Source organism: uncultured Brevundimonas sp. (assembly GCF_963975535.1).
Lineage (GTDB): Bacteria > Pseudomonadota > Alphaproteobacteria > Caulobacterales > Caulobacteraceae > Brevundimonas.
Genome location: NZ_CAXBHE010000003.1, coordinates 18,137 through 43,378, shown reverse-complemented (window position 1 = coordinate 43,378; position 25,242 = coordinate 18,137). Strand labels below are relative to the sequence as shown.

The window sequence follows — 25,242 nt, the reverse complement described above, 5'->3', positions numbered from 1 at the left end:
GGTTTTCAGTTGTTGCCCCCCAGGGTCCTTGTCGCCGACGATGATCGCTATCTGGCCGCCATGGCACGTCAGACGCTGGAGGACGACGGCATCACCGTCGAGGTGGTGGCCAACGGTGACGAGGCCCTCAGGACCGCCGACTGGTTTCGACCCGACGTCATCGTGCTGGATACCATGATGCCGATCGTCGACGGGATAGCGGCGCTGGAACGCCTCAGACGCCACGAACAGCATCAGGATACGCCGGTCCTGATGCTGACCTCACTTCGCACCGTGAGTGACATCAAGCGGGCCATGGCCTCGGGCGCGTCCGGCTATCTGACCAAGCCGTTTCGCCCGGACGAGTTTCTCAAGCGTGTGAGATGGCTGATGGAGTCACCGGCGAGCGCCGACCCGGCATCGTCCGGGAATGCCTTGGTCCTCGACACCTGAAGCGCCTATCGGCCGTGGGCTAGCCGGCCGAGGCTTCGGCCCGCTGCGCCGGGAGTTTCATGGCCGGTGCCGCCAGCAGCCGGGCGACCGTCTCGGCGAAGCTGTCGGCGTGCAGGGGTTTGGGTAATGCCTCGTCTGCTCCGAAGGCCAGGGCCGTGCGTAACAGCATCTCCTTGTCCATCTGTCCACCGGACGAAATGGCCAGGATCCGGACGTCGGGATGGGTCACCTTCAGCTCGGCAATCGTTTCGAGGCCGTCCTTGTTGGGCATCAGCATGTCCAGGACGACAAGGTCGACCGGCAGGATCGCGACGACGCCCAGAGCCTCGTTGCCGTCGGAGGCCTCGACGACCGCATAGTCCTCATGCCGGAGCATTTCGCCGGCGATCATCCGGATGGTGGGGTCGTCGTCGACGATTACGATGATGGCCATGCGTTTCTCCAGCTGCATCATGTCCGGGGAACAGATTCAATTCCGTCAAGACAGATGCTTAATCCTCAGGCTGCTCTTTCCCTCGCGGCAGGCAGGGCGGTGACGGCGCAGGGGCGGTGATAGAAATAGCCCTGCAGATAGTGGACGCCGGCGGTCTTGAGGAAGAGCGCCTGGGCCTCGGTTTCGACGCCCTCGCAGACCACTTTCATGCCCAGCGCCCGGCCGACGCCGATCACGGCATGGATGATGGCCGCCGAAGCCGTGTCCTCGCAGCAGCGTTTCACGAAGCTGCTGTCGACCTTGAGGGTCGTGAAGCTGAGCTCGCGCAGGGCATGCAGGCTGGTGTAGCCGGAGCCGAAGTCGTCGAGGGCGACGCCGACGCCGATCGCCGACAGCAGCTGGATGGTCTGGCGGGCCGGTTCGATGTCCAGGATGGCGGTTTCCGTGACCTCGATTTCGAGGCGCTCCAGCGGAAAGTTTTCGCGCCGGGCGATCGCGGCGACCCGGACAGCGAAGCCGGGGTCCTGAAAGTCCCAGGCGCAGGCGTTGACCGAAACCCGCAGGTCAGGTCGCGTGGCCAGGTCCCGCATGGCGGTGGTCAGGACGAAATCGGTCAGGGCGATGATCGCATCGCCCTTCTCCAGTTCGGGGATGAACTGGTCCGGACTGATGCGGCCCTGATCCGGGTCCGTCCACCGTACGAGGGCCTCGACCTTGTCCGAGAACAGGCCGGACCGGTCGGCCATGGGCTGGTATTCCAGATGCATGTGGCCCGCCGCGATCGCCTTGCGTGCCCGACTGGCCCAGTCGGTGTCCGACGTCCCGTCCGCCGCAGGTGCCGGCGCAGCGGTTCGGCCCATGGCCGCCAGGGTTCGGGCGATCAGGGCCTCGAGGGCGTCCGGATCGACGGATGTGGTATCGCCACTGCGGGCGTCGGTCTCGATCTGCGAGGCGAGGGCGCTGACCCTCGATGCCCCGAGACTGAGGCTCATCGATTTCAGGGCATGGGCCGCCCGCGCCAGGGCCTCGGCATCGCCGGCCGTCAGCGCGTCGCGAATGTCGGCGACCCGGAGCGGGGCATTGACGGCATAAAGACCTTCGACCTTTTCGACGAAATCGGGTCGTCCGTTCGCGGCCATTGCCGCCAGTTCCCGACGGATGCCGGGATCGAGCAGGTCTGTTGTGTCCGCAGTGTCGGGCCCGGTGGTCGGTGCCTGTGCGGGAGCGGTCTCTGCGGCCACAGCCTGGTCGGCGCAGAAACGCCCGAGGATCCGCGTCAGGTCCGCGAGGGTGAAGGGCTTGTGGATCACGTCATCCATGCCGGAGGTCCGCCAGGCTTCGGCCCCCGAGCCGACGACATGGGCGGTCAAGGCGACGATGGGGGTGCGGGCGCGGCCGGTTTCAACGTCTTCAGCGCGAATGCGGCGACTGGCCTCGAACCCGTCCAGAACGGGCATGGATCCGTCCATCAGGACCAGGTCGAAGGTCGAGACCTGGAGAGCCTCGATCGCCTGGAGGCCGTCCTCGGCCAGGGAGACAACCACACCCAGACGACCCAGCGCCTCACCGGCGACTTCGCGATTGACCTCGGAATCATCGACGACGAGGACACGGACACCGGGGAAGGTCTGATGCCCCGCCGCCTGGGACGGCAGCCGGTCAAGCGACGGGCGCTCGCCGGCGTGCATCTGCTTCAGGACCTGCAGCAGGTCGTCCCGGCGCAGGGGTTTGACCATGGCGCAGATGCCCCGCCCGGAGAAGGCTGCCGCCTGATCCTCGGTGTCGCAGATCACCAGCGAGTGTCCCGTCGACCCGGCATCGGGCTGCGCGGCCAGATCAATGGAGGCAGCGGACGACACCGGCTCGCTTGCGGCCGTTACCCCCCAGGCGGTCAGGTAACGGTTCAGCGCGACGGCGGTCTGGCCCTGTGTCTCGGGCACCTGCAGGCTCCAGCCGGCAAACGCGGGCACCTCGGTCGCCGAGTCCGCGGCCGCGGCCAGGGGGACCCCGAACGCGAAGACCGAGCCTTCGCCCAGCACGCTCTCCAGCGCCCATTCGCCGCCCATCGCGCGTACCAGGCGGTCGCAGATGGTCAGGCCCAGCCCGGTACCACCGTATTTGCGCGTCGTGCTCTGATCGGCCTGGGTGAAGGCCTCAAACAGGTGGGGCAGGCGGTCCGCCGGGATGCCCGGGCCCGTGTCGACGATGGCGAAACGAATATGCCCCGACGATTGTGCGACCGGTTCGATCGCAATCAGGACGCCGCCGGCCTCGGTGAATTTGATGGCATTGTTGACGAGGTTGCCGAGGATCTGGCGCAGCCGGACGGGGTCGCCGCGGACGACGGGGGTGCGCGGATCCACGAACACGGCCAGATCCAGCCCCTTGCTGACGGCGCGCTCCATGAACAGGCTGGCGACGTCCTCGGCGACCTCGGTCAGATCGGCCGGAACGGCTTCCATCTCCAGCTTGCCGGCCTCGACCTTCGAGAAGTCGAGAATGTCGTTGATGATGCTGAGCAGGGACTGTCCCGACTTGGCGATCACGTCGGCGTAGCGTTTCTGGCGCGTGGGCAGGTCGGATCGTGACAGCATCTCGCTGAGGGCGAGGATGCCGTTCATCGGCGTGCGGATCTCGTGGCTCATCACCGCGAGGAAGTCGGACTTGGCGGCATTGGCGCTTTCGGCGGCCTCCTTGGCGACCGAGAGTTCCGCGGTTCGCGCGGCGACCTCGCCCTCCAGGCCGGCGACCTGGGCGGCGATCTTTTCGTCGCGGTCGCGGATGCCGTCCAGCATGTCATTGAAGCCGCTGACGAGATCGCGAAGTTCCCCATCGGCCTCGATGTCGGCGCTCCGGGAGTAGTCCTGCGACTCACGGACCCGGTTGGTGAACCGGGCCAGACGGGTGATCGGCTCACTGATGCGGCGGGCCATGCGCAGGGCGACGAGCAGACCGGCCAGCAGGGCCACCCCGGCCCCGGCCAGGCTGATCAGGACGGCGGTCAGAATTCGCGAGCGCAGCCCGGGCACGTCGCTGAGCAGGGTGAGCTCGCCGACCACGGCACCGTCGTTGAGGATCGGTGTCCTGACCTGAATGGAACCGGTCTTCAGCGCCGACCACAGCGACAGGTCGCCGGTCTGCTGGATGTCGGCATCGGAACTGAGACGCACGCCGCCGCCGGTCTCGGCCAGCAGATAGCCGTCTGCCGTCTGGATACGGGCATAGACGATGTCGGGCATCTGCCCGATCGATCGCACCGCCAGGAAGGCACCGGAAGCGTCATTGAGCGCGACCGAGGGGGCGGCCATCGAACCGATGACCTGGGCCGTCTGGGTCAGTCGGGCGGTTTCGAGCGCAGCCTGGCGTCGGGCGTCGGTCCAGCCGGACAGGGCGGCTGTCACCACCCCCGCGGCGACCAGGGAGGTCAGCACCAGGGCGATCAGCTTCCGGCGAATGGATCCGCTTTGGATGGATGATGACCGGGTCAGGGATCTGGTTCCAGATGACGATAGTCGCCAGAGATACCGGGCATTAATGACTGCGCCCTTAAATCTGGGGTCGCTGGTCTGTCGATCAGCCCGATTTCAGGAGCCCGGGAGGACTCCACGATGGCTGGTTTCTTCTATGTACTCGACACGGATGCGAGAATTCTGTTCGTCGATGACGACCCGATCCTGCGCGAGTTCGCGCAGGTCAATCTGGCCTCTCCGCATGCGGAAATCGACGTAGCCGCTGACGGTCTCGAGGCACTCGACCGCCTGGCGATGACCCGGTACGACCTGTTACTGGTGGATCTGGAGATGCCGCGTCTGGACGGGTTCGGCCTGTTGGAGCGCCTGCGCGCCGACCCGGCGACGGCGCATCTGCCGGTGATCGTCCAGACCGGCCGCGAGGATGTCGAGGCCATCGATCGTGCCTTTCATCTGGGCGCGACCTCCTTCGTGACCAAGCCGCTGAACTGGCGGCTGCTGACCTACCAGATGCGCTTTGTGCTGCGCAGCAGCCAGGCCGAACATCGAGTACGCCTGGCCGCGGCGTCAGAGGCGGCATGACGGGTTTCGCCGCCCGTCTTCGCGACATTCGCCGCTCCCTGGCGTCGTTGAGGCGCGATGTTCGCGGTGTTATCGCGCTGAAATTCGCCCTGGTCGTGCCGGCCGTCGCCCTGCTGGCCATCGGGGCGATCGATCTGACGGCGGTCAATGCCACCCGTGACCGTTTGCAGGGGTTGGCTGACAGTGCCGCGCTGGCCGGTGCGCCCTCCCTGAGTCTGGCCACGGACGGCGCTGCGGCCCGCGAGCGCGCCGCCGCCTTCTTCCAGGCGCAGATGACCCAGTGGTCGAATCCGCCGAAAGTCGATCCGACCTATACGATCATCGACCAGGGTGGTCAGCGCGCGCTTCGGGTCGTGGTCAAGGGGCATCGCGCCTCGTTCTTCGGCAGCATGTTGCCGCCGGGCGGCTGGAATTTCACCGCCCAGGCTACGGCGTCGACGGTCGGGCTGGTGCCGCTTTGTGTGCTTGTAACCGGCGGTAGTCAGGACAAGGGACTGAAACTGGAAGACGGTCCGCGCATGGCGGCCCCGGGGTGCATGATTCATTCGAACCAGCACATTCAGGTCCTCGGTGGGTCGATTTCAGCGGCCCGGGTCCAGGCTGTCGGTACGGCGGTCGGTGTGATCAGCCCGACGCCGGGCACCGGTGCCGCCCATATCCCCGACCCGTTCGCCGACGTGGATTTGAATTCGAACCGCCTTTGCGACGTGAACGTTGCTGTCGGTGGACTTATTTCGACCCGGGTGGGCGGCGGAAACAATGGCAACAACGGAAATGGCCGAAGCGGCGGGCTCGGCGCTGCCGTCAGTATTTCCTCGGGCGTCACCCGGCTCCCCGCCGGCGTGCATTGCGGGGCGATGGTGTTCGGGGGGGACTCGGAACTGATCCTGGAGCCTGGGGATCACTGGTTCATCGGCAGCGTTCTGACCATCAGCGACAATGCGAAACTGACCGGTCGGGACGTGGTCATGTTCTTCGACAAGCCGTCGCGCTTTGACTTCAGCGGGCGGGCGCGGGTTAACCTGTCGGGTCGGGAGTCGGGCCCCTATGCCGGTATGGTCATGGGCGCAACGCGCGACAACATCCAGAAATTCAGCATTGACGCCGACAATGTCGAGGCCCTTCTCGGCGTGATCTACATCCCCGAGGCCCGCCTCGTGATTGGCGGTACTTCAAACATTGCCCGTGACAGTGCCTGGACGGTGATTGTCGCCAAATACCTGGAACTGCAGGGGTCACCGACCCTGCATATCAACGCCAACTACAACACCTCCAGAATACCGGTTCCCGCCGGGGTCGGGCCGAACACTGGCGGCGCGCATCTGGTTGATTGAGGTTGCGGAATTCATGACGATGGCAAAACATGCGAAGCAGATGAAGTCCCGGGCCGCGCCAGTGGCCGAGGCTGTGGACTCTGAACGCGACCTGCCCCCCGAGCGGCGCGGCAAGGAGCGTCGCAAGCCGGGCAATCGCATCAATCGCCATGCGCCGCGGCGATCGCTGATGAAGCTGATCGGGGCCTATGCCCTGGTGGTATCCGGCGGCATGTTTGCGCTCATTCTGCTGGCGGGTGAGATGCTGGAGATGGGCTCGACCCTGGTCGGCCTCAGCTTCGTCGGGGCCCTGATCGCCGTATCGATCCTGGTCCTGGCGCTGGGGGCTCTGGAAGAGCGCCTGATCGAGGTGCGCCTTGAACTGATGATGCTGAACGGCGGCATGCGTCAGGGCGAGCGCCGCGAGGGCGAGCGCCGTTCGGGTGAGCGCAGTGGCGGACCCGGGGACCGCCGGGGCTGAACCGGCCACCGCGCGCTTCCCGCCGGGAACCATGGGTGTAGGGTCGGCCCTGACCGGATGGCTTTCGGTGTTCACGACGGACGCCGGTCCCCGGTCGACACGGATTTCGCGCCCATGGCCGCCTTCTATGACCGTCACATCCTGCCGCATGTGATCGGCTGTGCCTGCGGGGCCGGTCCGATCCGGCACCAGCGGGCCAAGGTCGTGCCCCGGGCCCGGGGGCGGGTGCTGGAACTGGGTATCGGCGGCGGGCTGAACCTGGCCTTCTATGATCCGGCGCAGGTCGACAGCGTGACCGGTGTCGATCCTTCGGAGGGCCTGCGGCGCAAGGCCCTGAACGCACCACGCCCGGACGGCCTGAAGGTCGCGGTTCTGGACGGGGCGGCCGAGGCCCTGCCGTTTGAGGACTCTGACTTCGATACGGTGGTCTGCACCTTCACCCTGTGTTCGGTGGCCTCGACCGACGCGACGCTGGCCGAGGCCCGACGTGTGCTGCGGCCCGGGGGGAGGTTGCTGTATGCCGAGCACGGGCTGTCGCCGGACCCGCAGGTCGCGCGCTGGCAGCGGCGGATCGAGCCGGTCTGGAAGCCTCTGGCCGGGGGCTGCCACCTGACCCGACCGGTTTCGGCGACGATCGCGGCCTCGGGCTTTGAACTGATCGACCCGGCGTGCATGTATCTGCCCAACACGCCGCGGGTTCTGGGGTGGAGCGAATGGGGCGAGGCCCGCCGCGACTGAGGCGTGGACGGCCCCGTGATCAAGGAGACGGCCGTGACGACAGATCCTGACGACCAGCCGAATATCGCCCAGGTCGAATACTGGAATGCGACCGTCGGTGAGACCTGGGCCCGGTTCCAGGATCAGCTGGACCGCCAGCTTGCGCCGCTGGGTCTGGAAGCGATGCAGACACTGGCACCCGGCTGCGGTGAACACCTGATCGATGTCGGCTGCGGCTGCGGCCACACTTCGCTGGAGCTGGCGCGTCGTGTGGGGCCGGAGGGCGCGGTCGTCGGGGTCGATATTTCGCAGCCCATGCTGGAGATTGCGCACCGCCGGGCCGCGGCGATGCCCGGCCTGCCGGTCCGCTTCCGGGAAGCGGATGTCCAGACGGCCGCGCTGGGATCCTCGGTATTTGATGCGGCCTTCTCGCGCTTCGGCGTGATGTTCTTCAGTGATCCGACAGCGGCCTTAGCCAATCTGGGGCGCAGTCTGCGGCCCGGCGGGCGGCTGGCCTTCGTGTGCTGGCAACCGTTCGCCGACAACCCGTGGATGGGGGAGCCGCTGGCTGCGGCCCTGCCGTTCATTCCGGCCCCGGTCCCGATCGACCCGCTGGCCCCCGGTCCCTTCGCCTTTGCCGATGCCGACCGGGTCCGGACGGTCCTGAGCGCGGCGGGATTCACCGGCATCGACATCCGGCCGCATGACACGCGAATCGGCGGCGGGGACGTGGACCAGGCCCTGAAGCTGGCGCTGCGCGTCGGCCCACTCGGCAGCGTCCTTCGCGAAGATCCGTCCCTGGTCGGGCAGGTCAACGACGCGGTGCGCCGAGTGCTGGAGGACCACCTGACCCCTGACGGCGTGCTGATGCCGGCTGCGGTCTGGATCGTCACCGCCCGGCGCCCCTGACGGGGGCAGCCGTCACCAGGGCGGTGTCGGCAGGCCCTTCGCGGCCAGGAATTCCGCATTGAACAGTTTGGACGCGTAGCGCGAGCCGGGATCGCACAGGCAGGTGACGATCGTCTTGCCGGGCCCCAGATCGCGGGCCAGCCGCACGGCCCCGACCAGGTTGACCCCGGCCGAGCCGCCGAGCGACAGGCCTTCCTCACGCACCAGATCGAACAGGACCGGCAGAAACTCCGCGTCCTCGATGCGATAGGCGTGGTCGGGGGAGAAGCCCTCGAGATTGCCGGTGATCCGGGCCACGCCGATGCCCTCGGTGATGGAGGAGCCCTCGCCGCTCATCTCGCCCTTCGTGAACCAGTTGAACATTGCCGCGCCCGCCGGATCGGCCAGGGCGATTCGGATCGACGGGTCGCGCTCCTTCAGGAAGGCCCCGACCCCGGCGATGGTGCCGCCCGAGCCGACGGCGCTGACGAAGGCGTCGATGCGGCCGCCGGTCTGTTCCCAGATCTCGGGGCCGGTGCCGGTGTAATGGGCGTCGCGGTTGGCGGTGTTGTCGAACTGGTTGGCCCAGATGGCCCCGTTCGGGCTGTCGCCGTTCAGCTCTTCGGCCAGACGGCCTGAAGTATGGACGAAATGAGCGGGGCTGGAGAAGGGTGCGGCATCGACCTCGACCAGCCGGGCCCCGAGGGCGCGGATCGCCTGCTTCTTCTCGTCCGACTGGGTGCGGGGCATGACGATAACCACCGGATGGCCAAGCGCCGCGCCGACGAGGGCGAGGCCGATGCCGGTATTGCCGGCCGTGCCCTCGACAATGGTGCCGCCGGGCCGCAGCGCGCCGGAGGCCTTCGCCGTCCGCACGATCGATAGAGCGGCGCGGTCCTTGATCGACTGGCCGGGATTGAGGAATTCGGCCTTGCCGAGGATTTCGCAGCCGGTCTCGTCCGACAGTCGGTTGAGGCGGATCAGCGGTGTGTTGCCGATCAGATCGATGATGGAGCGGGTGACGGACACGACAAGCCTTTCGGAGCACCGGTCGGGGGAGCGACGCGGCAGCCCTCTAGGTGGGGACTGGGAACCGTCCTGTCGACTCTGGCGATTCCCGCCCCGTTTCCGCTATAGGGAGGCCCTGTCTGATGCCGGCCCGCCGCTGCGGCGACCGCTTCAACGCAAGGGCCGAAATGACGACCGACACCCCCGTCTTGCCGCGCGTGCGCGTCGTCGCCCTGTATCGCTTCGCGGCGATTGACGACTGCGTGGCGGTGCAGGCCCGCCTCTCGGCGGCATGCCTGTCCGGCGTACGTGGCACGCTGCTGATCGCGCCGGAAGGCTTGAACGGGACGATGGCCGGACCGCACGAGGCGATCGAAATTCTGCTGGACGCAATCCGCGACCTGCCTGGATTTGCCGATCTGGACGTGAAGGAATCGACCGCGGCCACCATGCCGTTCCACCGGCTCAAGATCCGCATCAAGACCGAGATCGTAACCATGGGCCGGACCGATCTCGACCCGGTCCGCAATGCCGGTCTGTATGTGTCGCCGGCCGACTGGAACCGGCTGATCAGCGATCCGGACACGATCGTGATCGATACCCGCAATGACTATGAAGGCGCGATCGGGGCCTTCGCCGGTGCGGTCCAGCCCAATACCCGGTCCTTCCGGGATTTTCCGGACTGGTTCGAGCGGGAAGGGCGGGCGCTCCTGGACCGGCCGACCCCGCCGAAGGTGGCGATGTACTGCACCGGCGGCATCCGCTGCGAGAAGGCCACGGCCTTCCTCAGGGCCGAGGGCGTCGACCAGATGCACCATCTGGAGGGCGGCATATTGCGGTACCTCGAGACCGTGCCGGCGGCGGACAGCCTGTGGCAGGGCGAGTGTTTCGTGTTCGACGAGCGGGTCGCCATCGGCCATGGGCTGGAACCGGGCAGCCACACCCTGTGCCGGGGCTGTCGGATGCCGCTGGGGGCCGCCGACCGGGCCTCGCCCCGCTATGTCGAGGGCGTCTGCTGTGACCGCTGTCATGCGACCCGAACCCCGGAACAGCGCGACGGCTATGCCGAACGGCAGCGGCAGATGGAAATCGCGGTGAAGCTGGGGATCGACCATGTCGGGGCTGTCCTCGACCGGTCGGAAGGCCTGTCCCGGAACCCCTGAATCGGGTTCTACTGCCCTGGCGCTGGCGTGGTCGGGGCATTCTGTAACCCGATCTTAACCACGATTGTGGCGGTATCGGCGGTGTAATTTCCGGAGGGTGTCCGCTTGGCGGTCAATCAGGCGCTGTTGTGCGAGGCGCAGGCGACGGGACCGTCCAGGGTACCGGTCGCGCGCCCGCGACTGCCGTCGGCCGAAGCGGTGTTTCCCTATCTTCAGAAGATCGATGACGCCGGCTGGTACTCCAATTTCGGCCCGCTTCTGACCGAGTTCGAGGCACGATTGGCGGGGCGGTTCCCGGTCGGGACCGAGATCGTCACCGTCACCAACGCGACCCAGGCCCTGACCCTGACCCTGATGGCGATGGATCTGCGCGCCGGGGGTTATGTGGTGATGCCGGCCTGGACCTTTGTGGCGACGGCCCATGCGGTGATTCAGGCCGGGTTGCGGCCGTGGTTCGCCGACGTCGACCCCGACAGCTGGATGTTGCGCCCCGAGGCCGTCACCGATCTGGCGGCCAATGTTCGCGAGCAGGTGGTCGCCGTCATACCCGTCTCCGCCTTCGGGGCCCGGGGCGATATGGCAGCATGGCGGGCGTTCCGCGACGCGACCGGCGTGCCCGTCCTGGTGGATGCGGCCGCAGCCTTCGACACGCTTGATGACGCGGCGCTGCCGGCCGTGGTCAGCCTGCACGCCACCAAGGTGCTCGGCATCGGTGAAGGCGGCTATCTGGCGACCCGGGATGCCAAGCTTGCGGCCAGGGTCCGCCAGCTCACCACTTTCGGCTTTGAGGGCGGCCGCGAAAGTCATGTGGCCGCGACCAATGCCAAGCTTTCAGAATATGCGGCCGCCGTGGGGCTGGCCGGTCTCGACGCCTGGCCAGCCGACCGGTTCCGGTTCCTGCGAGCGGCGCAGCACCTGCGTATGAGTTTGATCGGCCAGCCAGACGTTCGTTTCCAGGATGGCTGGGGCACGGAATGGGCGACGAGCGTCTGCACTGTCGGCCTGCCGGACGGAACTGCGGGGGCTGTGGCCGCAATCCTCCATGGGCAAGGCATCGACACCCGCCAGTGGTGGGGTACGGGATGCCATACGACCCCGGCTTTTGCTGACTGCGCGCGCGGTGATCTGCGGCACACGGATCGTCTGGCGGGTTCCGTCATCGGCCTGCCGTTCTCGATCGATCTCAGCGCCGCGGAGACCACCCGGATTTCGACGGCGCTGCAACAGGCGCTGGCCGGTCTGTAGATGCAGGATCTGGCAGGCAGGACTGTTCTGATTACCGGGGCGTCCGGGACGGTCGGGACGGCATGCGCAGACGTGTTTCTCGCCAAGGGGGCCCGGGTAGTGCTGACCGATCGCGTTGCGCCGGCCTCGCATCTGACGACCCACCCCGATGTTCAGTTCCTGCAGGTCGATGTGACCGATCGTGCTGCCGTGGGTGCCGCCTACGAATCTGCACTCGGTCGCTTCGGTCGTATCGACGCCGCGGTGCTGGCCGCGGGTGTCGAAGGCCCGGTGGCGCTGGTCGAGGAAATTTCGGAGGCCGATCTCGATCGGGTTCTCGACGTCAATGTGAAGGGCTGCCTGTTCTGGATGCAGGCCTGTCTGCGCGAGATGAAGCCGAGGGGTGGCGGCAGCATCGTGGCCCTGTCGTCGATTTCCGGCGTGGTCGGCAGCGCCTCGTTGGGAGCCTATACGCTGAGCAAGCACGCGGTGATCGGTCTGGTCCGGGCTGCCGCCCTGGAAGCCGGCGGTGACGGCGTGCGGGTCAACGCGCTGTGCCCGGGCCCCATTGACTCCGACATGATGCGCCGGCTGGACAAGGCCCTGTCCGACCGGGATCCGCAACGGGTCCGCGGGCAGGCTGACGCGGCAAAGGCCCTGCCCCTGCAACGCTATGTGTCCGCCGGGGAAGTGGCGCGCATGGCGGCCTTTCTGTGCAGCGATGACTCCGGATCGTGCCATGGCGGGACCTATATGGTCGACGGCGGCTTTACTGCCCGGTGATGCGTGAGTGTGCTGGTCCCATCAGATGCGGAGCCGGTCGCGCCCGTCGGCGGCTTCTTCGAACGGCACGATCCTGACGACGCGCCGGGTGGCCCCAGCGTGCTGGAGGCCTGGACCGGGGACCGCGCCTGGGCCGCCTTTGTGAATGCCCGCTCGGCCTTCGCCGCCCTGGTGGGGACCCTGCCCGGGGCCACGATCTGGCTGCCGGCCTTCGTCTGTGGCGATCTGGTCGATCCGTCGTTTGCCGATCGGGTGCGCTTCTACCCCGTCGGCGAGGGTTTCGCGCCGGACCTTGCCGGCGTCGAGCCCGGGATGGTGGCTGGCGATCTGGTGCTGTTCGTGGCGTGGTTCGGCCAGCCCGTCGGTCCCGGCGTGCAGGCCTTCGCCCGTCGGCGTACCGATCTGCACATCGTCGAGGATCGCGCCCAGGCGCTGGCCGTCGGTCCGGCGTCTGACAACGGCTGGACCTTGTACAGCCCGCGAAAGCTGCTGGGTGTCGCTGATGGTGGGTTGCTGGTCGCGCCTGCCGGGCCGGCGACGCTGCCGCGTCCGGACACCTCGCCCGACAGTGCGGCGCTGTGGCGCGCGCCACTGCTGCGACACGACGATCCCCTGGGGCGGAACAATGCGGTCTGGCACATCGTCAACCAGGGCAAGGAAGCGGCGATGGCAGTCACGTCCGAGGCGATGACGGAACGCAGTCTGGCGATCCTGTCGCGGACCTCGCTGTCCAGCCTCGTCGGCCCGAGGCTGGCGAATTGGCGATTGCTTGACCGGGCTCTGCACCGCTGGTCGGTTCTGCCGGCCAATCTGGCGGTGCCGTCGCTGGGCTATGTTCTGAAGTTGGAGCCCGACGCGCGTGACGCGGTCCTGACGGACCTGCACGCGTACCGGATTTTTGCGGCCGTTCACTGGCCGTCGATCGCGGGTCCGGCCCAGGACTTCCCCCGGGAAACACAGTGGACCCGCGAACTCATTACCCTGCCCTGCGACCATCGTTACGGTGAGGCGGACATGGTGCGGATGGCGCGCCGGGTCGAGGCGCTGCTGACATGACCCATCCCTATGCCGGCGCGGCCTACGCCCGCGGTCTTGGCCATATCGGCAGGCCGTTCACGGTGCCCGAGTGGGGCGGGCACGTGCTGATCCGGCCCACGCCCTGCGGGACGCGCGAGGATGCGATCGGTCCCTATCCGCTGGCGGTCCTGGCCCGCGACGCCGACATCGCCGCCGGTCTGGCGCGGCTGAAGGCCGCCGGCCTCGTATCCGCTGTCCTGGTGCTGGATGACCGGCTACGACCGCCGCTGTCCGCCCTGGCGGGCGTTCCGGCGACCTTCGGGCGGTTCAAGTCGCACCATGTCCATGACCGGAGTCTCGGGCCGATCGCCTATGGCAAGCACCATCGCTATGAGCTCCGGCGGGCGCGGACGTGTGTTTCGGTGGCCGAGATCGCCCTGGCGGATCACCTTCCGGCCTGGGAGAGTCTGTACGGTCAACTGGTTGCGCGTCATGGACTGGGCGGGTCGCATGCCTTTGCTTCTGATCACCATGCGGTGCTGGCCAGCCTGCCGGGCGTGAGGACCTTCGCGGCCTTCGTCGAGGATCGGCTGGTCTCGGCGCACCTGTTCGTCACCCATGACGGCCACGCCATGAGCCACCTGGCCGCTTCTGCGGCCGAGGGGTATCAGTCGGGGGCCGCCTATGCGGTGAATGACCTGGCCCTGCGCGAGCTCACCGATTGCACCCTCGTCAACCTCGGCGGCGGCGCGGGGACGGCGGACGATCCGGCGGACGGCCTGGTTCGCTTCAAGAAGGGGTTTTCCAACAGCGTCGAACCCTCCTACCTTTTGATGTCTATCCTGGACGACGATGCCTATGCGGCACTCAGCGCCGGTAACGCCGAAACCGGCTTCTTTCCGGCCTATCGCGGGCCACGATCACTGGAGCGCTCCGATGAACATCAAGGGTAGGATCGTCACATTGCGCGCCATCGAGGCGACGGACCTGCCGGCGCTGCACCAGTGGGGCAATGACCCCGACCTCTGGACAATGCTGGGCGGCTGGCATTTCCCGACGTCGTTGCGCCAGACGCAGCAATGGTTTGAGGGGCTGGCGAGCGATCCGCTGAATCAGCGTTTCGCCATCGATGTTCCGGGGACGGGTCTGGTTGGGACCGCCAATCTCGTGGACATAAACTGGAAAGACAACAACGCCTTCCACGGCATGATGATCGGCGACCCATCGATGCGCGGCAAGGGAGTCGGGGTCGACGTGATCATGGCCACCATGCGCTATGCCTTTGACGAGTTGCACATGCAGCGGTTGGACGGGTCGATGATCGCCTTCAACGAGGCGTCGGTGGGCGTGTACACAGGCAAATGTGGCTGGCAGGTCGAGGGTCGCCAGCGCGACTGGTATTTCCGCGGCGGCCGCTACTGGGATCGTATCGTCGTCGGCGTCACCAGCGAGGACTATCGCGCCCTGGTGGCCGCCAACGGCTACTGGGAGCCGTGAACATGGCGACGGGCTGGACGCAGCTGGGTGTCATCTTCACCCCCGACGGTTCGATGGACTGGTCGCGAACCCATGCCCAGGCACCCGCCGCCGTGCTGCTGAAGGACCGCATCCGCGTCTACTACGGCACCCGCAACGCCGAGAACCGCAGTCGCACCGGCTTTATCGAGGTTGATCGCGCCGATCCCACCCGCCTGCTGCATGTCCAGGACACGCCGGTGATGGATCTGGGCAAGCCCGGGACCCATGACGAGGACGGGGTGATCGCCAGCCAGGTGATCGCCGTCGGCGACGAAATGTGGATGTACTACGGCGGCGTCAGCCGCGGCGGCAATGTGCCCTACCGGATGTCGATCGGCCTGGCGCGCAGCCGGGACGGGGGGCTGACGTTCGAGCGGGCCTTTGACGGGCCGGTCGTCGATCGCACCCCGGATGAGCCCTATATGACCATGGCCCCGAACATCCTCGTTGAGGATGGGGTCTGGACCATGTGGTACGGCTCCGGGACGGGTTGGGTCGAGATCGACGGCAAGTTCGAGCCGACCTATCAGATCAAGCTGGCCCATTCCGATGACGGTCTGCACTGGCGGCAGACCAACCATGCCTGCATTCCCAAGCTGGACCCGCTCGAGGCCAACACCCGGCCCTCGGTGTTGCGCACGCCCGAGGGATACGAGATGTGGTTCTCCTACCGGAACAGCCGTGAGTACCGCGATGGCGCGGGCTCCTATCGCATCGGTTACGCGACATCGACCGACGGTCGGGACTGGACGCGCCGGCCGGACCCCGGGGGGCTGCAGCCGGGCGGGACGGGCTGGAATTCGGCGACCATGTCCTATCCCTGCGTCCTCGCCGCCGACGGCCGCAAGGTCATGTTCCACAACGGCGACGGTTTCGGGCAATCCGGTATCGGCTGCGCGATCCTGGAGGCCGCATGACCATTCTCGTCTTCCCGTCGGCCCTTGAGGCGGCCGCGATATTCGCCGGGGAAGCCAGGCAGTGGGGACGTCGGGTCGTCGGGGCCTCATCGCTGGATGTTGATCCCAACGCCGCCGCGTTCGACGCCTGGACGCGATTGCCGTTCATTGGCGCACCCGACTTCTTCGATGCGCTGGACGCGCTGGTCGAGCGTGAGCAGATCACCGACCTGTTCACGCCGCATGCACCGACCTTTCATTTGCTCGAACAGACGCTGCCGACACGGCTGCCCGGTCTGAAGCTGTTGGGCCCGGGCCCGTTCAGGCGGCAGATGGACCGGGTGGTCGATGCCTTGGCGAAGGGGCGGGCGGGCCTGGCGACGGCGGCGGCGTATGGCGGAATGCCCTCGACGCTTCCGGCCGAGTTCGTGGCCGGGCTGCTGGCCCAGGTCGAGACCATCCATGGCGAGTGCGCCCGCGACAAGATTCTGGCGATCTGCGGCGTGGTGCCCTCGGCCCCGAAGGGCGACATCGTCGAGATCGGGGCCCTGTTCGGCAAGAGCAGCTATGTGCTCAATCGGGTCGGCGGCTATTGCGGCGTCGGGGCCACCCTGTGCGTCGACCCCTGGAACCTGGGTCTGTCGGTGCAGACGGATGCGCCGACCCATATCCAGCAGGCCTCCAGCGGCTGGGACTGGGACGTGGTTTATGCCGGCTTTCTGGTCAGCATGCTGGCCTGTGTGACCGGGGACTTCAACTATCTGCGGATGACCTCCGAGGATGCGCACGAGCGGTATGTCCGCGACCGGACCGTGACCTCGCGCGAGTTCGGCACCACGCTTATGGCGGGCAGCATCTCCGTCCTGCATCTGGACGGCAATCACGACGAGTCGGCCGTGGCGCAGGATTTCGCCCTGTGGGGGCCGCTCGTCGTGCCCGGCGGCTGGATCATCTTCGATGACTACAACTGGCCGCACGGCGACGGCCCGCGTAAGGTCGCCGACCGCGCCATCGCCGCCTACGGCTCGCGGGTGCAGCGCAGCTTCGTCGCCGGCGGGGCCATGTTCGTCAATCTGACTCCCTGAGGTCAGCCCGCCTTCCGGGCGGTGCAGATGTAATAGAATTGGTAGACCTGCGACACGCGGACATCTGTCAGGGACGGGGGGAAGTCCTCCACCGGGCAGTGATGGATGACGTTGTGGCTGGACAGTACCTTCATGAAATAGGCGCGTTCGACCGGCGTCGCCGCGTCGTACATCTGTTCATCGAGGAAGAGCAGGGTCCCGCCGGGGCGGGCCACGCGGGCCATTTCGGCGATGGCTTTGGCGGGGTCGGACAGGCCGTTGACCGCGCCGTAGCTGAGCACCACGTCGAAGCGGTCATCCTGGAACGGCAGTTCCATCGCGTCGCCGAGGACCAGATCCACCGGCACGCCTGCGGCGCTCATCAGGTCGCTGCCCTGTTTGAGCATGGTCTCGGACAGGTCGATGGCGGTGTAGTCGGCGTCGAGTGCCATCCAGCCGTGCCTGTAGAGCGAGTTGCACGAGCCCGTGGAGACATCGAGAATCTGCAGTCTGCGTCCGGCGTCGCGCAGCGGGGCGAGCGCCCGCTCATGGACGGCGGCGAAGGATTCCGACGGGGCCCAGGGCTTGCGCGACAGCGACAGCCAGGCCGGCACCGCGACCCACATCAGGTGCAGCAGCCACGACTGCCGGCTGAGCAGCCAGAGGATCAGCGCCAGGGCTGCGAACAGCAGGGCGGCGGCGGCGAAGGCCCCGGTTATCAGGGTGCTGATGAGCCCGGCAGCCAGACCCAGGATCAGGCCGACCATCACGCCGTAGGCGATCCAGTAGGGCCAGGAGATGGCCAGCGGCCGGACCGGCATGACGATGGCCGGCATGGTGATCTGGTAGAGCCGCCCGAACAGGCCGTCGTAGAAGGTGTCACGCAGCTTCCGGTCCTGGGCACCGAGCCGGTCCTCGACGAACAGGCGCGGAATGCCCGAGGCGCAGGCGAAGCTCTGGCCGCAACCGGTGCAGCGCCACCGGGTGGTGGTGACGGCGAAGTCGCCGGCCGAGCATTGCGGGCAGCGGTATTTGCTGGATTTCAGTTCGGTCGCCATCTGTGCCGCCTTAACCGCGAGGATCGAAATAGGCGAAGGTCGCGACCCAGCGACCGGCGTCGCTGTCCCAGTCAAACTTGTCGCGCAGGTCGGACTGGGTAACCCAGTGCGGGTGGTCGTAGCGCCAGATGCAGATGTCGCCGATGTCCTGACGGGCCTCCATGTCGATCACCTCGCCGTCAATCTCGAAACAGGTGCCACCATTGCGGAAGTCGCGGCCGCGCTGGGACAGCGAGACGATGAAGCCGAGCTTCTGCGGCGACAGATTGTGCCAGTGCCGGGCGAAAAATCCGCCGCCGGCGGGGTAGTGGATCAGCTGCGGATGGACGTAGGGGCCGGTCGCGGGAATCGTGAACCCGACCGCGTTCCCGGTCAGGTCGTTGTAGAGGTCGCGCAGGGGCTCGAACAGGTCGCGGAGCGTGGCCTCCAGCGCCGGCGGGGCGTCGCCCAGGACGTTGAAATTGTAGTCGTGGAAGACATGCGGGGCCTGCTGCTGGCGCGCCACCATCGCGCGGCGGCGGTGGTAGTTGCCGTTGAAGTCGTCGACCTCGGCCGGCGGGACCTGTCGGCCCCAGTCGGCGACGGCTGATTGTGCGGCGGTCAGCATCGGTTCGGGAAAGGCATGCTTCAGCAGCACCAGTTGCCCGCGTTCCATGACCCGGTCGGTGATCTCGGCCCGGTCCATGTCGGTGACGATGACGCCGTCCCTCAGGCCGGCCTCGACACTGATCACCCGCTCCGGCCCAGAGCTCATGTGGGGTCCGCCAGCCAACGCGCGTACATCTGGCGGAAGATGCCTTCCAGATTGCGGGTGAAACCGACCTCGTCGCGGTAGGGGGAGGCGTCGAAGCCCGGGCGCACTTTGGCGCGCAGGGCGTCGAGGGCCTGATGATCCGCCGTCAGGGCGACGGCCTTGTCGACATAGTCGTCCCAGCCGTCGGCGATCAGTTCGGGCAGGCCGCAGGGCAGGACCACGGGCACGCCGATACGGCTGTAGAAGTCGTCGCCCCACTGGGTCAGCACCGGCACGCCATTGGCCAGGGCGTCGCACGAGGTGGTTCCGCCGGGGCAGGGTGAGGGGTCCAGCGCCAGGTCGATGTCCTGGAACTCACGCCAGTAGTCGGGGCCGGTGGTGTGGCCGCGAAACTCGAGCTGTTCCGGGGCCGCGCCATAGGCGGCGAAGCGGGCCCGGGTCACCCGCTGCAGGACGGGGTCGACGAAGGGGCCGTATTTCAGGATCAGCCGGTCCCCGGGCCTCTGGCGCAGGATCAGCGACCAGGCGGCGATGGTGATCTCGCTGAGCTTGGCCGGGTTGTTGAACGATCCGTAGGTGACATAGCCGTTCTTCAGCGCCGGGGTCGGGACGTCGGGGAGCCGGTCGGCCGAGGGCCGGCTGGGGGCCACAATCGGGCCGATGTGCCAGATTTCCTCGGTGAAGAATTCGTCGGTGCCGTCCACCTTCATGCTGTCGGCATGGAGGATGTAGTCCATGCAGGCGAGGCCGGTGGTCTGGACGAAATTGATCCAGGCGACCTGAACCGGAGCCGGACGGAAGGCGAAGACGGGCAGACGGCTGCCGGCGGTGTGACCCCAGACATCGACGAGGATGTCGATCGTGTCCTTGCGGATCAGGTCGGCGACCTCCGGATCGGAGAGGGGGCCGATGCCCCGGACGGTGCAGCCGGGCGGCAGGGCGTCCTCGGCGGCGGGGTCGGCGCAGTAGAGGAAGACCTCGACTGATTTGGGGTCGTGGGCTTCCAGCACCGGCAGGAGGAACTGGGCCACCTGGCTGCGGCTGAAGCTGGGGCCGACGTAGCCGATCCGCAGGGGGCGGTCGGATGTGCGCGCATTGGCGAACACCGGCTGGGCCGGGGTCAGGGGGGCGGCGTAGAGGTCGCTCCAGCGGCGCGCCTCGTCCGATACGCGACGCATGCGGTCAGGGGCGTGGAACAGGGCGTAGAGCAGGAACTCGTGGACCGCCGGGTGCGGGAAGGCTTCGGCCGCGGCGCTGAAGACGTTGATGGCCTCGTCGGTCCGGCCCTGATGCTGCAGGGACAGGCCGTAGCTGATCATCGTCTGAACGTCGGGATTGTCGAGATCGAGACCGCGCCCGAGGGTCAGGCTGGCCGGGGCCATGTGTTTGATCGCATAGAGTTGCAGACCGACCTGGGCGCAATAGGCCTTGTCCGTCTTGAAGCGTGCCAGGTCGACGCCGTGCGCGCGCAGCATGGCGACGGCATGCAGGTTGCGGGCGTCGTCCAGGGTCTGACGCGCGGCGGCGGGCTCGGCGGCGGCGACGAGGGCGCTGTACAGCCAGTAACGGCCTTCATGGTCGGCGGGGCGTGACTCGGTGAAGGCATAGAGCAGGTTGGCGGCCGCCACCGGATCACCGGCCTCGAGCAGGGCGCGCCCTTCGGCGATGGGGTCGTTGGCCGCCTTCGCCATCATGTTCACGAGCGTCTCCAGAAATATGGTTAAGAACCGAGTAGAACGGCATTGCGTTAACCTGTGCTTACGATCCGGTTGCGCAGGCCCGCTGTGTCCGGCTTGACGGGTTATTAACCGCAGCGGCCGCCAATCAGGCGCATGAACGTCCTCGTTACCGGTGGTGCCGGGTTTATCGGCTCGGCCGTCGTGCGGCGACTGGTCAGCGCCGGTGGCGTGGCCGTGATCAATCTCGACAAGCTTACCTATGCCGGGGATCTGGCCTGCGTCGAGGCGGCGACGGACGCGCCCGACTACAGTTTTGCCCAGGTCGATATCTGCGACGCCGGGGCGGTGGCGGAGGTGTTCGCCCGGCACCGGCCGGACGCCGTCATCCATCTGGCGGCCGAGACCCATGTGGACCGGTCGATCGACGGGCCGGCGGTCTTCATCCAGACCAATGTCGCCGGAACCGGGGTGCTGCTGGAGGCGGCGGTGCGGCACCGGGATGCGCTGGAGTCCGAGGCGCGCGACGGGTTCCGCTTCCTGCATGTGTCGACCGATGAGGTGTTCGGCGACCTGGCTCCGGATGCGCCGCCGTTCCGGGAGACCGATCCCTATGCGCCCAGCTCGCCCTATGCGGCCAGCAAGGCGGGGGCGGATCATCTGGTGCGGGCCTGGTCGCGGACCTATGGCCTGCCGACGATCATCACCAACTGTTCGAACAATTACGGGCCCTTCCAGTTTCCCGAGAAGCTGATCCCGCTGACGATCCTGAACGCCATCGAGGGGCGGCCGCTGCCGATCTACGGGGCCGGGGACCAGGTGCGGGACTGGCTGTATGTCGAGGACCACGCGGCGGCGCTGGAGCTGGCGTTGCGGCAGGGCGTGGTCGGCGAGAGCTACAATGTCGGCGGCGATGCCGAGCGGCGCAATATCGAGGTCGTGCAGACGATCTGCGGGCTGCTGGAGATCGCCCGGCCGGAGAAGCCGGCGGGCGTGGCGCGCTATGCCGACCTGATCACCCATGTTCCCGACCGTCCGGGCCATGACCGGCGCTATGCGATGGATTCGGGGAAGATCGAGCGCGAGCTGGGCTGGGTGCGGGCCGAGACGTTCGAGACCGGCCTGGCCAAAACCGTCGACTGGTGTCTGGGTCATCTGGACGTCCTGCAGCGACTCCGGGGACGGTACGACGGCCAGCGTCTGGGCCTGAGGGAAGGGGCGGCACGATGAAGGGTATCGTTCTGGCGGGCGGCACGGGGACCCGGCTGGCCCCGATCACCTACGGCGTCTCCAAACAGCTGCTGCCGATCTACGACAAGCCGATGATCTACTATCCGCTGTCGGTGCTGATGCTGGCCGACATCCGCGACATCCTGGTGATCACCACGCCCGAGGATCGCTGGATGTTCGAGCGGCTGCTGGGCGACGGCTCGCGCTTCGGCATCCGCCTGTCCTATGCCGAACAGGCCCGGCCCGAGGGGATCGCCCAGGCCTTCCTGATCGGTGAGCAATTCATCGACGGCGACCGGGTCTGTCTGGTGCTGGGTGACAACATTTTCTACGGCCAGGGCTTCACGCCCAAGCTCAGGGCCGCGGCGGCGCGGACCACGGGGGCGACCGTCTTTGCCTATCCGGTCAAGACTCCGGAGCAGTTCGGGGTGCTGGAGATCGGGCCGGACGGGCGGGCGCTGGGCATCGAGGAAAAGCCGAAACGGCCGAAGTCGAACCTGGCCACGACCGGCCTGTATTTCTATGACGCCGATGTCGTCGACATCGCCCGGGCGGTGAAGCCGTCGACGCGTGGGGAGCTGGAGATCACCAGTGTCAGCGAGGCCTATCTGAAGCGCGGTGACCTGCATGTGGAGATGCTGGGCCGGGGCTTCGCCTGGCTGGACACGGGGACGCCGGAAAGCCTGATGGAGGCGGGGCATTTCGTGCAGACGATCGAACAGCGGCAGGGGTTCAAGATCTCGTGCCTCGAGGAGATCGGCTGGGCCAACGGCTGGCTGGACGAGGCGGCGATGCGGGCCAGTGCCAGGGCCCATGGAAACAGTCCCTACGGGGCCTATCTGCTGAAACTGCTCGGCGAGGGCGACAGCCCGGACTGGGTGCCGGGGGCCTAGATGCCGGTGTGCGGGAATTGTGGGGCGTGACGCGATGACGGATCAGGCAGGGCAGGGAAGCGGCGGGGGCGTGACCGGCGATCTGGCGACGCGCGGCTTTCACGTGTTTTCGCCGGGGCTCGATCCGGTGGCGGCGACCGACCTGCTGATGGCGGTGCATGCGACGCGGGCCTTCGGGCCGGACCTGTTTCTGGACGAGGCCGAGTTCCTGGCCGACCCGCAGTTCCGGGGCGTCAATCCGCGACCGGGGCGGAATCTGGTCGACCGGATCGACGCCAGCCTGGATTTCGTCGAGCGCGATCCGGCGATCGTGGCGGGTCTGACCGAACTGCTGGGAGCGGGCTATCAGACGCTGGACCGCAAGCTGGTGTGCGGCGTGCCGCGCGACTGGATGCCGGACTGGGTGCAGGCGCGGACCGAAGGCAAGGCGGTCAACAATCTGGGCCCCTATATCCGGCCCGAGTATCGCGACATCACCTATTTCGCCGGGATCGACTTCCATCAGGACCTGATCGACCATCCGGCGCGGACGGCGGATTTCGTGACCCTGTATATCTACCTGCATCCGGTCACGGCGGTGGACGCGCCCCTGTTTGTGCTGGAGGGCAGCCAGAGGCTGGCCTCGACCCTGTTCCCGCATGACCTGACGCCCGGGGAGGGCGACCAGTGGACCTATGGCGACGGGCGCGGCGGGTCGACAACGGTGACCCAGAGGATGCTGACCGGGGGCACCGGCTATGCGGCGGTCTGGCATGCCTGCACCCTGCACGGGACGCAGCAGGACACGGCCGAACATCCGCGCCTGTCGCTGCGCTATCTGCTGGCCCGGGACCCGGAGGCCGGGGAGGTCGGCATCGACGCCGTCAACCGCGCCCTGGGCGGGCCGTTGAGCCTGGCGGCGACGCGCCGGGACCTGGCCGAGGACGGCTCGGCCCGCGACACCGGCAATATTGTCAGCACCATCCGGCCGGCGGACCAGCAGGCAGGCTGAAGTCCCGCGCGCCGGTCAGGCGACGGTTGGGGGGCATGGGCGGAGCGCCGGGCGGACGCCCGGTGTGTTGAAAAAATACCGTTTCGGCGAACGTCAGACGCTCCGCGCGGACAGGCTTCCACATGCGCGGACCGTGGGCCTCGCTGTTGACGAGGGGTCCTTCTGCACACGGCGGGCAGGGATGGCAGCGACCATCTCCTGGACCGGTGCGGGTCTCCGCCCCGCCCCCTCGGCCGTCCGGCTTTTCACCCGGCTCGACCTCGCATCCCCGCGGCCAGCGACCCCGACAGGGGATCCGGCTCCGGGTTGCGCCCGCTCCATCCGCTCCCGCCGCCGCTGCGGATCGCCGGCCGAGCGAGCCCCCCGTGCGACGGGACGGGGGTATTATCGGCGCGGCTGGAGGTGAGGCGGGAAGATTGGCGGAGGAAAAGGTCAGGGTGTTGATCGGGTTGGGGTTTGGGGAGCGCCGATAGGGGGATTTTTGGCAAACACCTCGCATTGTTTCCCTCTCCCGGCGGGGAGGGCTTGAGCGCCCGTGAGCGCAGCGAGCGGTTGCGGGAAAGGGTGAGGGGTTTCGGTGCGATCATGGTGGCACCGTACGCCCTCTCCCCAACCCCTCTCCCCCGGGAGAGGGGCTTGAATCCGTGCCTGAACAGGTCGCGCTCCGCGCGCCGCTGGGTCCCCCGGTCTCGCACCCGCTGACGCGAGCGCTCACCGGAGGATGACGACAGCTGTTATGAGCGCATTCCGGCATGCAAACGGTGAGAGCTTTCGGTGCGACCGGGGTGAGACCGTAAGCCCTCTCCCCAACCGATGGCTCCCGCCGGGAGAGGGGCTCTGTGTCAGTCCCCGCCCGTCAGAAACGCGATCAGGGCGGCGTTAAAGGCGTCGGCGGCGAGCTCGGGGAAGGCGTGGCCGCCCCAGGGGGTGACGTCGAGGGTAGCGTTGGGCAGGGCGGTGGCCAGCCAGCGCGAGCAGCGCGGCGGGACCAGTGCGTCGTCGGCGGCGGCGCAGACGAGGATGGGCAGGTCGATCTCGTCCAGCCGGTCGTCGATGTCGAAGCGCATCAGGGCGTCGAGCCGGGCCAGGATCACCTCGGTGGGCGGCAGGGCGATGATGTCGCGCGCGGCCCCGGCGCGGAGGCGGGCGTCGTTGCGCGAGATCCAGTCGGGCGGATAGTGAAACAGGGGCGCGGCCTCGACCCAGGCGGCCGGACCGAAGGCCTCGAGCAGCCGGGTGCGGGCGGCGAGGACGCGGGTCAGGTGCGGGTCGGCGTGCGACCAGCCACTGACCACCACCAGCCGCTCCAGCCGTTCGGGACGGTCGAGGGCGAGGGCCAGGGCGGCCATGCCGCCGGCGGCCTGGCCGACCAGATGGGCCTGGAGGGTGTCGGTGGCGTCCATCACGGCGAGAATGTCGCGGCCCATCGCCTCGACCGAATGGGGCGCGGTCAGGACGGGGGTGCTGCGACCGGTGCCGCGCTGGTCGTAGCGCAGCACGCGAAAGCGCGCGGTCAGGGCGGCCATCTGCGGCTCCCACATTGCGCCCATGCCGCCGAAACCGGCGGACAGGATCACGGTCTCCGCGTCCGCCGGGCCGTCGTGGATTTCGTAGTGGAGGCCCTGGGTCGTGCCGGTGTGCAAGGGAGTCG

General features: G+C 67.6%; 24 protein-coding genes. 17 read left to right on the top strand and 7 right to left on the bottom strand.

The window, feature by feature from the left end; all coding sequences use genetic code 11:
* Nucleotides 1–12: 12 nt before the first annotated feature.
* Nucleotides 13–432: a response regulator gene (locus tag AACZ75_RS04470; RefSeq protein WP_339871504.1), complete on the top strand. Its 420-nt coding sequence runs from the start codon at nucleotides 13–15 to the stop codon at nucleotides 430–432.
* A gap of 19 nt (nucleotides 433–451) precedes the next feature.
* On the opposite strand, the gene AACZ75_RS04465 is transcribed toward AACZ75_RS04470, so the two are convergent.
* Both AACZ75_RS04465 and AACZ75_RS04460 read right to left on the bottom strand, forming a co-directional pair.
* Nucleotides 452–865, bottom strand: a complete 414-nt coding sequence (locus AACZ75_RS04465) for a response regulator (RefSeq protein WP_339871503.1) — start codon at nucleotides 863–865, stop codon at nucleotides 452–454.
* A gap of 65 nt (nucleotides 866–930) precedes the next feature.
* The gene (locus tag AACZ75_RS04460) at nucleotides 931–4,296 is read right to left on the bottom strand and encodes an EAL domain-containing protein (protein ID WP_339871502.1); all 3,366 of its coding nucleotides are present in this window, start codon (nucleotides 4,294–4,296) and stop codon (nucleotides 931–933) included.
* A gap of 177 nt (nucleotides 4,297–4,473) precedes the next feature.
* Between AACZ75_RS04460 and AACZ75_RS04455 the strand changes: the two genes are divergently transcribed.
* From AACZ75_RS04455 to AACZ75_RS04435, 5 genes are all read left to right on the top strand, one after another.
* Entirely contained in the window at nucleotides 4,474–4,917 is a 444-nt protein-coding gene (locus AACZ75_RS04455) for a response regulator (protein WP_339871501.1), read from the top strand.
* A complete protein-coding gene (locus tag AACZ75_RS04450; protein ID WP_339871499.1) occupies nucleotides 4,914–6,251 on the top strand; it encodes a TadE/TadG family type IV pilus assembly protein in 1,338 nt (445 codons plus the stop codon). Before AACZ75_RS04455 ends, AACZ75_RS04450 begins: the two co-directional genes overlap by 4 nt.
* A gap of 19 nt (nucleotides 6,252–6,270) precedes the next feature.
* Nucleotides 6,271–6,711, top strand: a complete 441-nt coding sequence (locus tag AACZ75_RS04445) for a hypothetical protein (RefSeq protein WP_339871498.1) — start codon at nucleotides 6,271–6,273, stop codon at nucleotides 6,709–6,711.
* Nucleotides 6,712–6,825: 114 nt separating this feature from the next.
* Nucleotides 6,826–7,449, top strand: coding sequence for a class I SAM-dependent methyltransferase (locus tag AACZ75_RS04440; RefSeq protein WP_339871497.1), 624 nt, complete (start codon nucleotides 6,826–6,828; stop codon nucleotides 7,447–7,449).
* Nucleotides 7,450–7,482: 33 nt separating this feature from the next.
* Entirely contained in the window at nucleotides 7,483–8,337 is an 855-nt protein-coding gene (locus AACZ75_RS04435; protein ID WP_339871496.1) for a methyltransferase domain-containing protein, read from the top strand.
* A 12-nt stretch (nucleotides 8,338–8,349) separates the two neighbouring features.
* On the opposite strand, the gene AACZ75_RS04430 is transcribed toward AACZ75_RS04435, so the two are convergent.
* The gene (locus AACZ75_RS04430) at nucleotides 8,350–9,345 is read right to left on the bottom strand and encodes a cysteine synthase A (RefSeq protein ID WP_339871494.1); all 996 of its coding nucleotides are present in this window, start codon (nucleotides 9,343–9,345) and stop codon (nucleotides 8,350–8,352) included.
* A gap of 188 nt (nucleotides 9,346–9,533) precedes the next feature.
* Between AACZ75_RS04430 and AACZ75_RS04425 the strand changes: the two genes are divergently transcribed.
* From AACZ75_RS04425 to AACZ75_RS04390, 8 genes are all read left to right on the top strand, one after another.
* Entirely contained in the window at nucleotides 9,534–10,487 is a 954-nt protein-coding gene (locus AACZ75_RS04425; protein ID WP_339871875.1) for a rhodanese-related sulfurtransferase, read from the top strand.
* A gap of 105 nt (nucleotides 10,488–10,592) precedes the next feature.
* Nucleotides 10,593–11,732: a DegT/DnrJ/EryC1/StrS family aminotransferase gene (locus tag AACZ75_RS04420; RefSeq protein ID WP_339871493.1), complete on the top strand. Its 1,140-nt coding sequence runs from the start codon at nucleotides 10,593–10,595 to the stop codon at nucleotides 11,730–11,732.
* Complete coding sequence (locus AACZ75_RS04415; protein WP_339871492.1) at nucleotides 11,733–12,494, top strand: SDR family NAD(P)-dependent oxidoreductase; 762 nt, start codon at nucleotides 11,733–11,735, stop codon at nucleotides 12,492–12,494.
* 9 nt (nucleotides 12,495–12,503) lie between these two features.
* Complete coding sequence (locus AACZ75_RS04410) at nucleotides 12,504–13,550, top strand: hypothetical protein (protein WP_339871491.1); 1,047 nt, start codon at nucleotides 12,504–12,506, stop codon at nucleotides 13,548–13,550.
* Nucleotides 13,547–14,464 (top strand): hypothetical protein, encoded by a 918-nt coding sequence (locus AACZ75_RS04405; RefSeq protein ID WP_339871490.1) that lies wholly within the window; start codon nucleotides 13,547–13,549, stop codon nucleotides 14,462–14,464. Before AACZ75_RS04410 ends, AACZ75_RS04405 begins: the two co-directional genes overlap by 4 nt.
* Complete coding sequence (locus tag AACZ75_RS04400) at nucleotides 14,448–15,008, top strand: GNAT family protein (protein WP_339871488.1); 561 nt, start codon at nucleotides 14,448–14,450, stop codon at nucleotides 15,006–15,008. The genes AACZ75_RS04405 and AACZ75_RS04400 overlap by 17 nt, the downstream gene beginning before the upstream one ends.
* Nucleotides 15,009–15,010: 2 nt before the next feature.
* Nucleotides 15,011–15,946: a hypothetical protein gene (locus AACZ75_RS04395; RefSeq protein WP_339871486.1), complete on the top strand. Its 936-nt coding sequence runs from the start codon at nucleotides 15,011–15,013 to the stop codon at nucleotides 15,944–15,946.
* Nucleotides 15,943–17,010 carry a class I SAM-dependent methyltransferase gene (locus tag AACZ75_RS04390; protein ID WP_339871485.1) on the top strand — a complete coding sequence of 356 codons (1,068 nt, stop codon included), beginning with the start codon at nucleotides 15,943–15,945 and terminating at the stop codon, nucleotides 17,008–17,010. Before AACZ75_RS04395 ends, AACZ75_RS04390 begins: the two co-directional genes overlap by 4 nt.
* 2 nt (nucleotides 17,011–17,012) lie before the next feature.
* Here AACZ75_RS04390 and AACZ75_RS04385 read toward each other — a convergent pair whose 3' ends face one another.
* The 3 genes from AACZ75_RS04385 to AACZ75_RS04375 are packed head-to-tail and all read right to left on the bottom strand — an operon-like array spanning nucleotide 17,013 to nucleotide 20,495.
* Nucleotides 17,013–18,047 (bottom strand): class I SAM-dependent methyltransferase, encoded by a 1,035-nt coding sequence (locus AACZ75_RS04385; protein ID WP_339871484.1) that lies wholly within the window; start codon nucleotides 18,045–18,047, stop codon nucleotides 17,013–17,015.
* A gap of 10 nt (nucleotides 18,048–18,057) precedes the next feature.
* Nucleotides 18,058–18,801: a hypothetical protein gene (locus AACZ75_RS04380; RefSeq protein ID WP_339871482.1), complete on the bottom strand. Its 744-nt coding sequence runs from the start codon at nucleotides 18,799–18,801 to the stop codon at nucleotides 18,058–18,060.
* Nucleotides 18,798–20,495, bottom strand: a complete 1,698-nt coding sequence (locus tag AACZ75_RS04375; RefSeq protein ID WP_339871874.1) for a hypothetical protein — start codon at nucleotides 20,493–20,495, stop codon at nucleotides 18,798–18,800. The genes AACZ75_RS04380 and AACZ75_RS04375 overlap by 4 nt, the downstream gene beginning before the upstream one ends.
* Before the next feature lie 138 nt (nucleotides 20,496–20,633).
* Here AACZ75_RS04375 and rfbB point away from each other — a divergent pair, with 138 nt between their 5' ends.
* Genes rfbB through AACZ75_RS04360 form a run of 3 tightly spaced genes read left to right on the top strand, consistent with a single transcriptional unit; the run spans nucleotide 20,634 to nucleotide 23,591 of the window.
* A complete protein-coding gene (gene rfbB / locus AACZ75_RS04370; RefSeq protein WP_339871481.1) occupies nucleotides 20,634–21,707 on the top strand; it encodes a dTDP-glucose 4,6-dehydratase in 1,074 nt (357 codons plus the stop codon).
* Entirely contained in the window at nucleotides 21,704–22,600 is an 897-nt protein-coding gene (gene rfbA, locus AACZ75_RS04365) for a glucose-1-phosphate thymidylyltransferase RfbA (RefSeq protein WP_339871480.1), read from the top strand. The genes rfbB and rfbA overlap by 4 nt, the downstream gene beginning before the upstream one ends.
* A gap of 34 nt (nucleotides 22,601–22,634) precedes the next feature.
* On the top strand, nucleotides 22,635–23,591 hold the full coding sequence (locus tag AACZ75_RS04360) for a phytanoyl-CoA dioxygenase family protein (protein WP_339871479.1): 957 nt from the start codon (nucleotides 22,635–22,637) through the stop codon (nucleotides 23,589–23,591).
* Nucleotides 23,592–24,433: 842 nt separating this feature from the next.
* On the opposite strand, the gene rutD is transcribed toward AACZ75_RS04360, so the two are convergent.
* Nucleotides 24,434–25,234, bottom strand: coding sequence for a pyrimidine utilization protein D (gene rutD, locus AACZ75_RS04355; RefSeq protein ID WP_339871477.1), 801 nt, complete (start codon nucleotides 25,232–25,234; stop codon nucleotides 24,434–24,436).
* Between the last annotated feature and the right edge of the window lie 8 nt (nucleotides 25,235–25,242).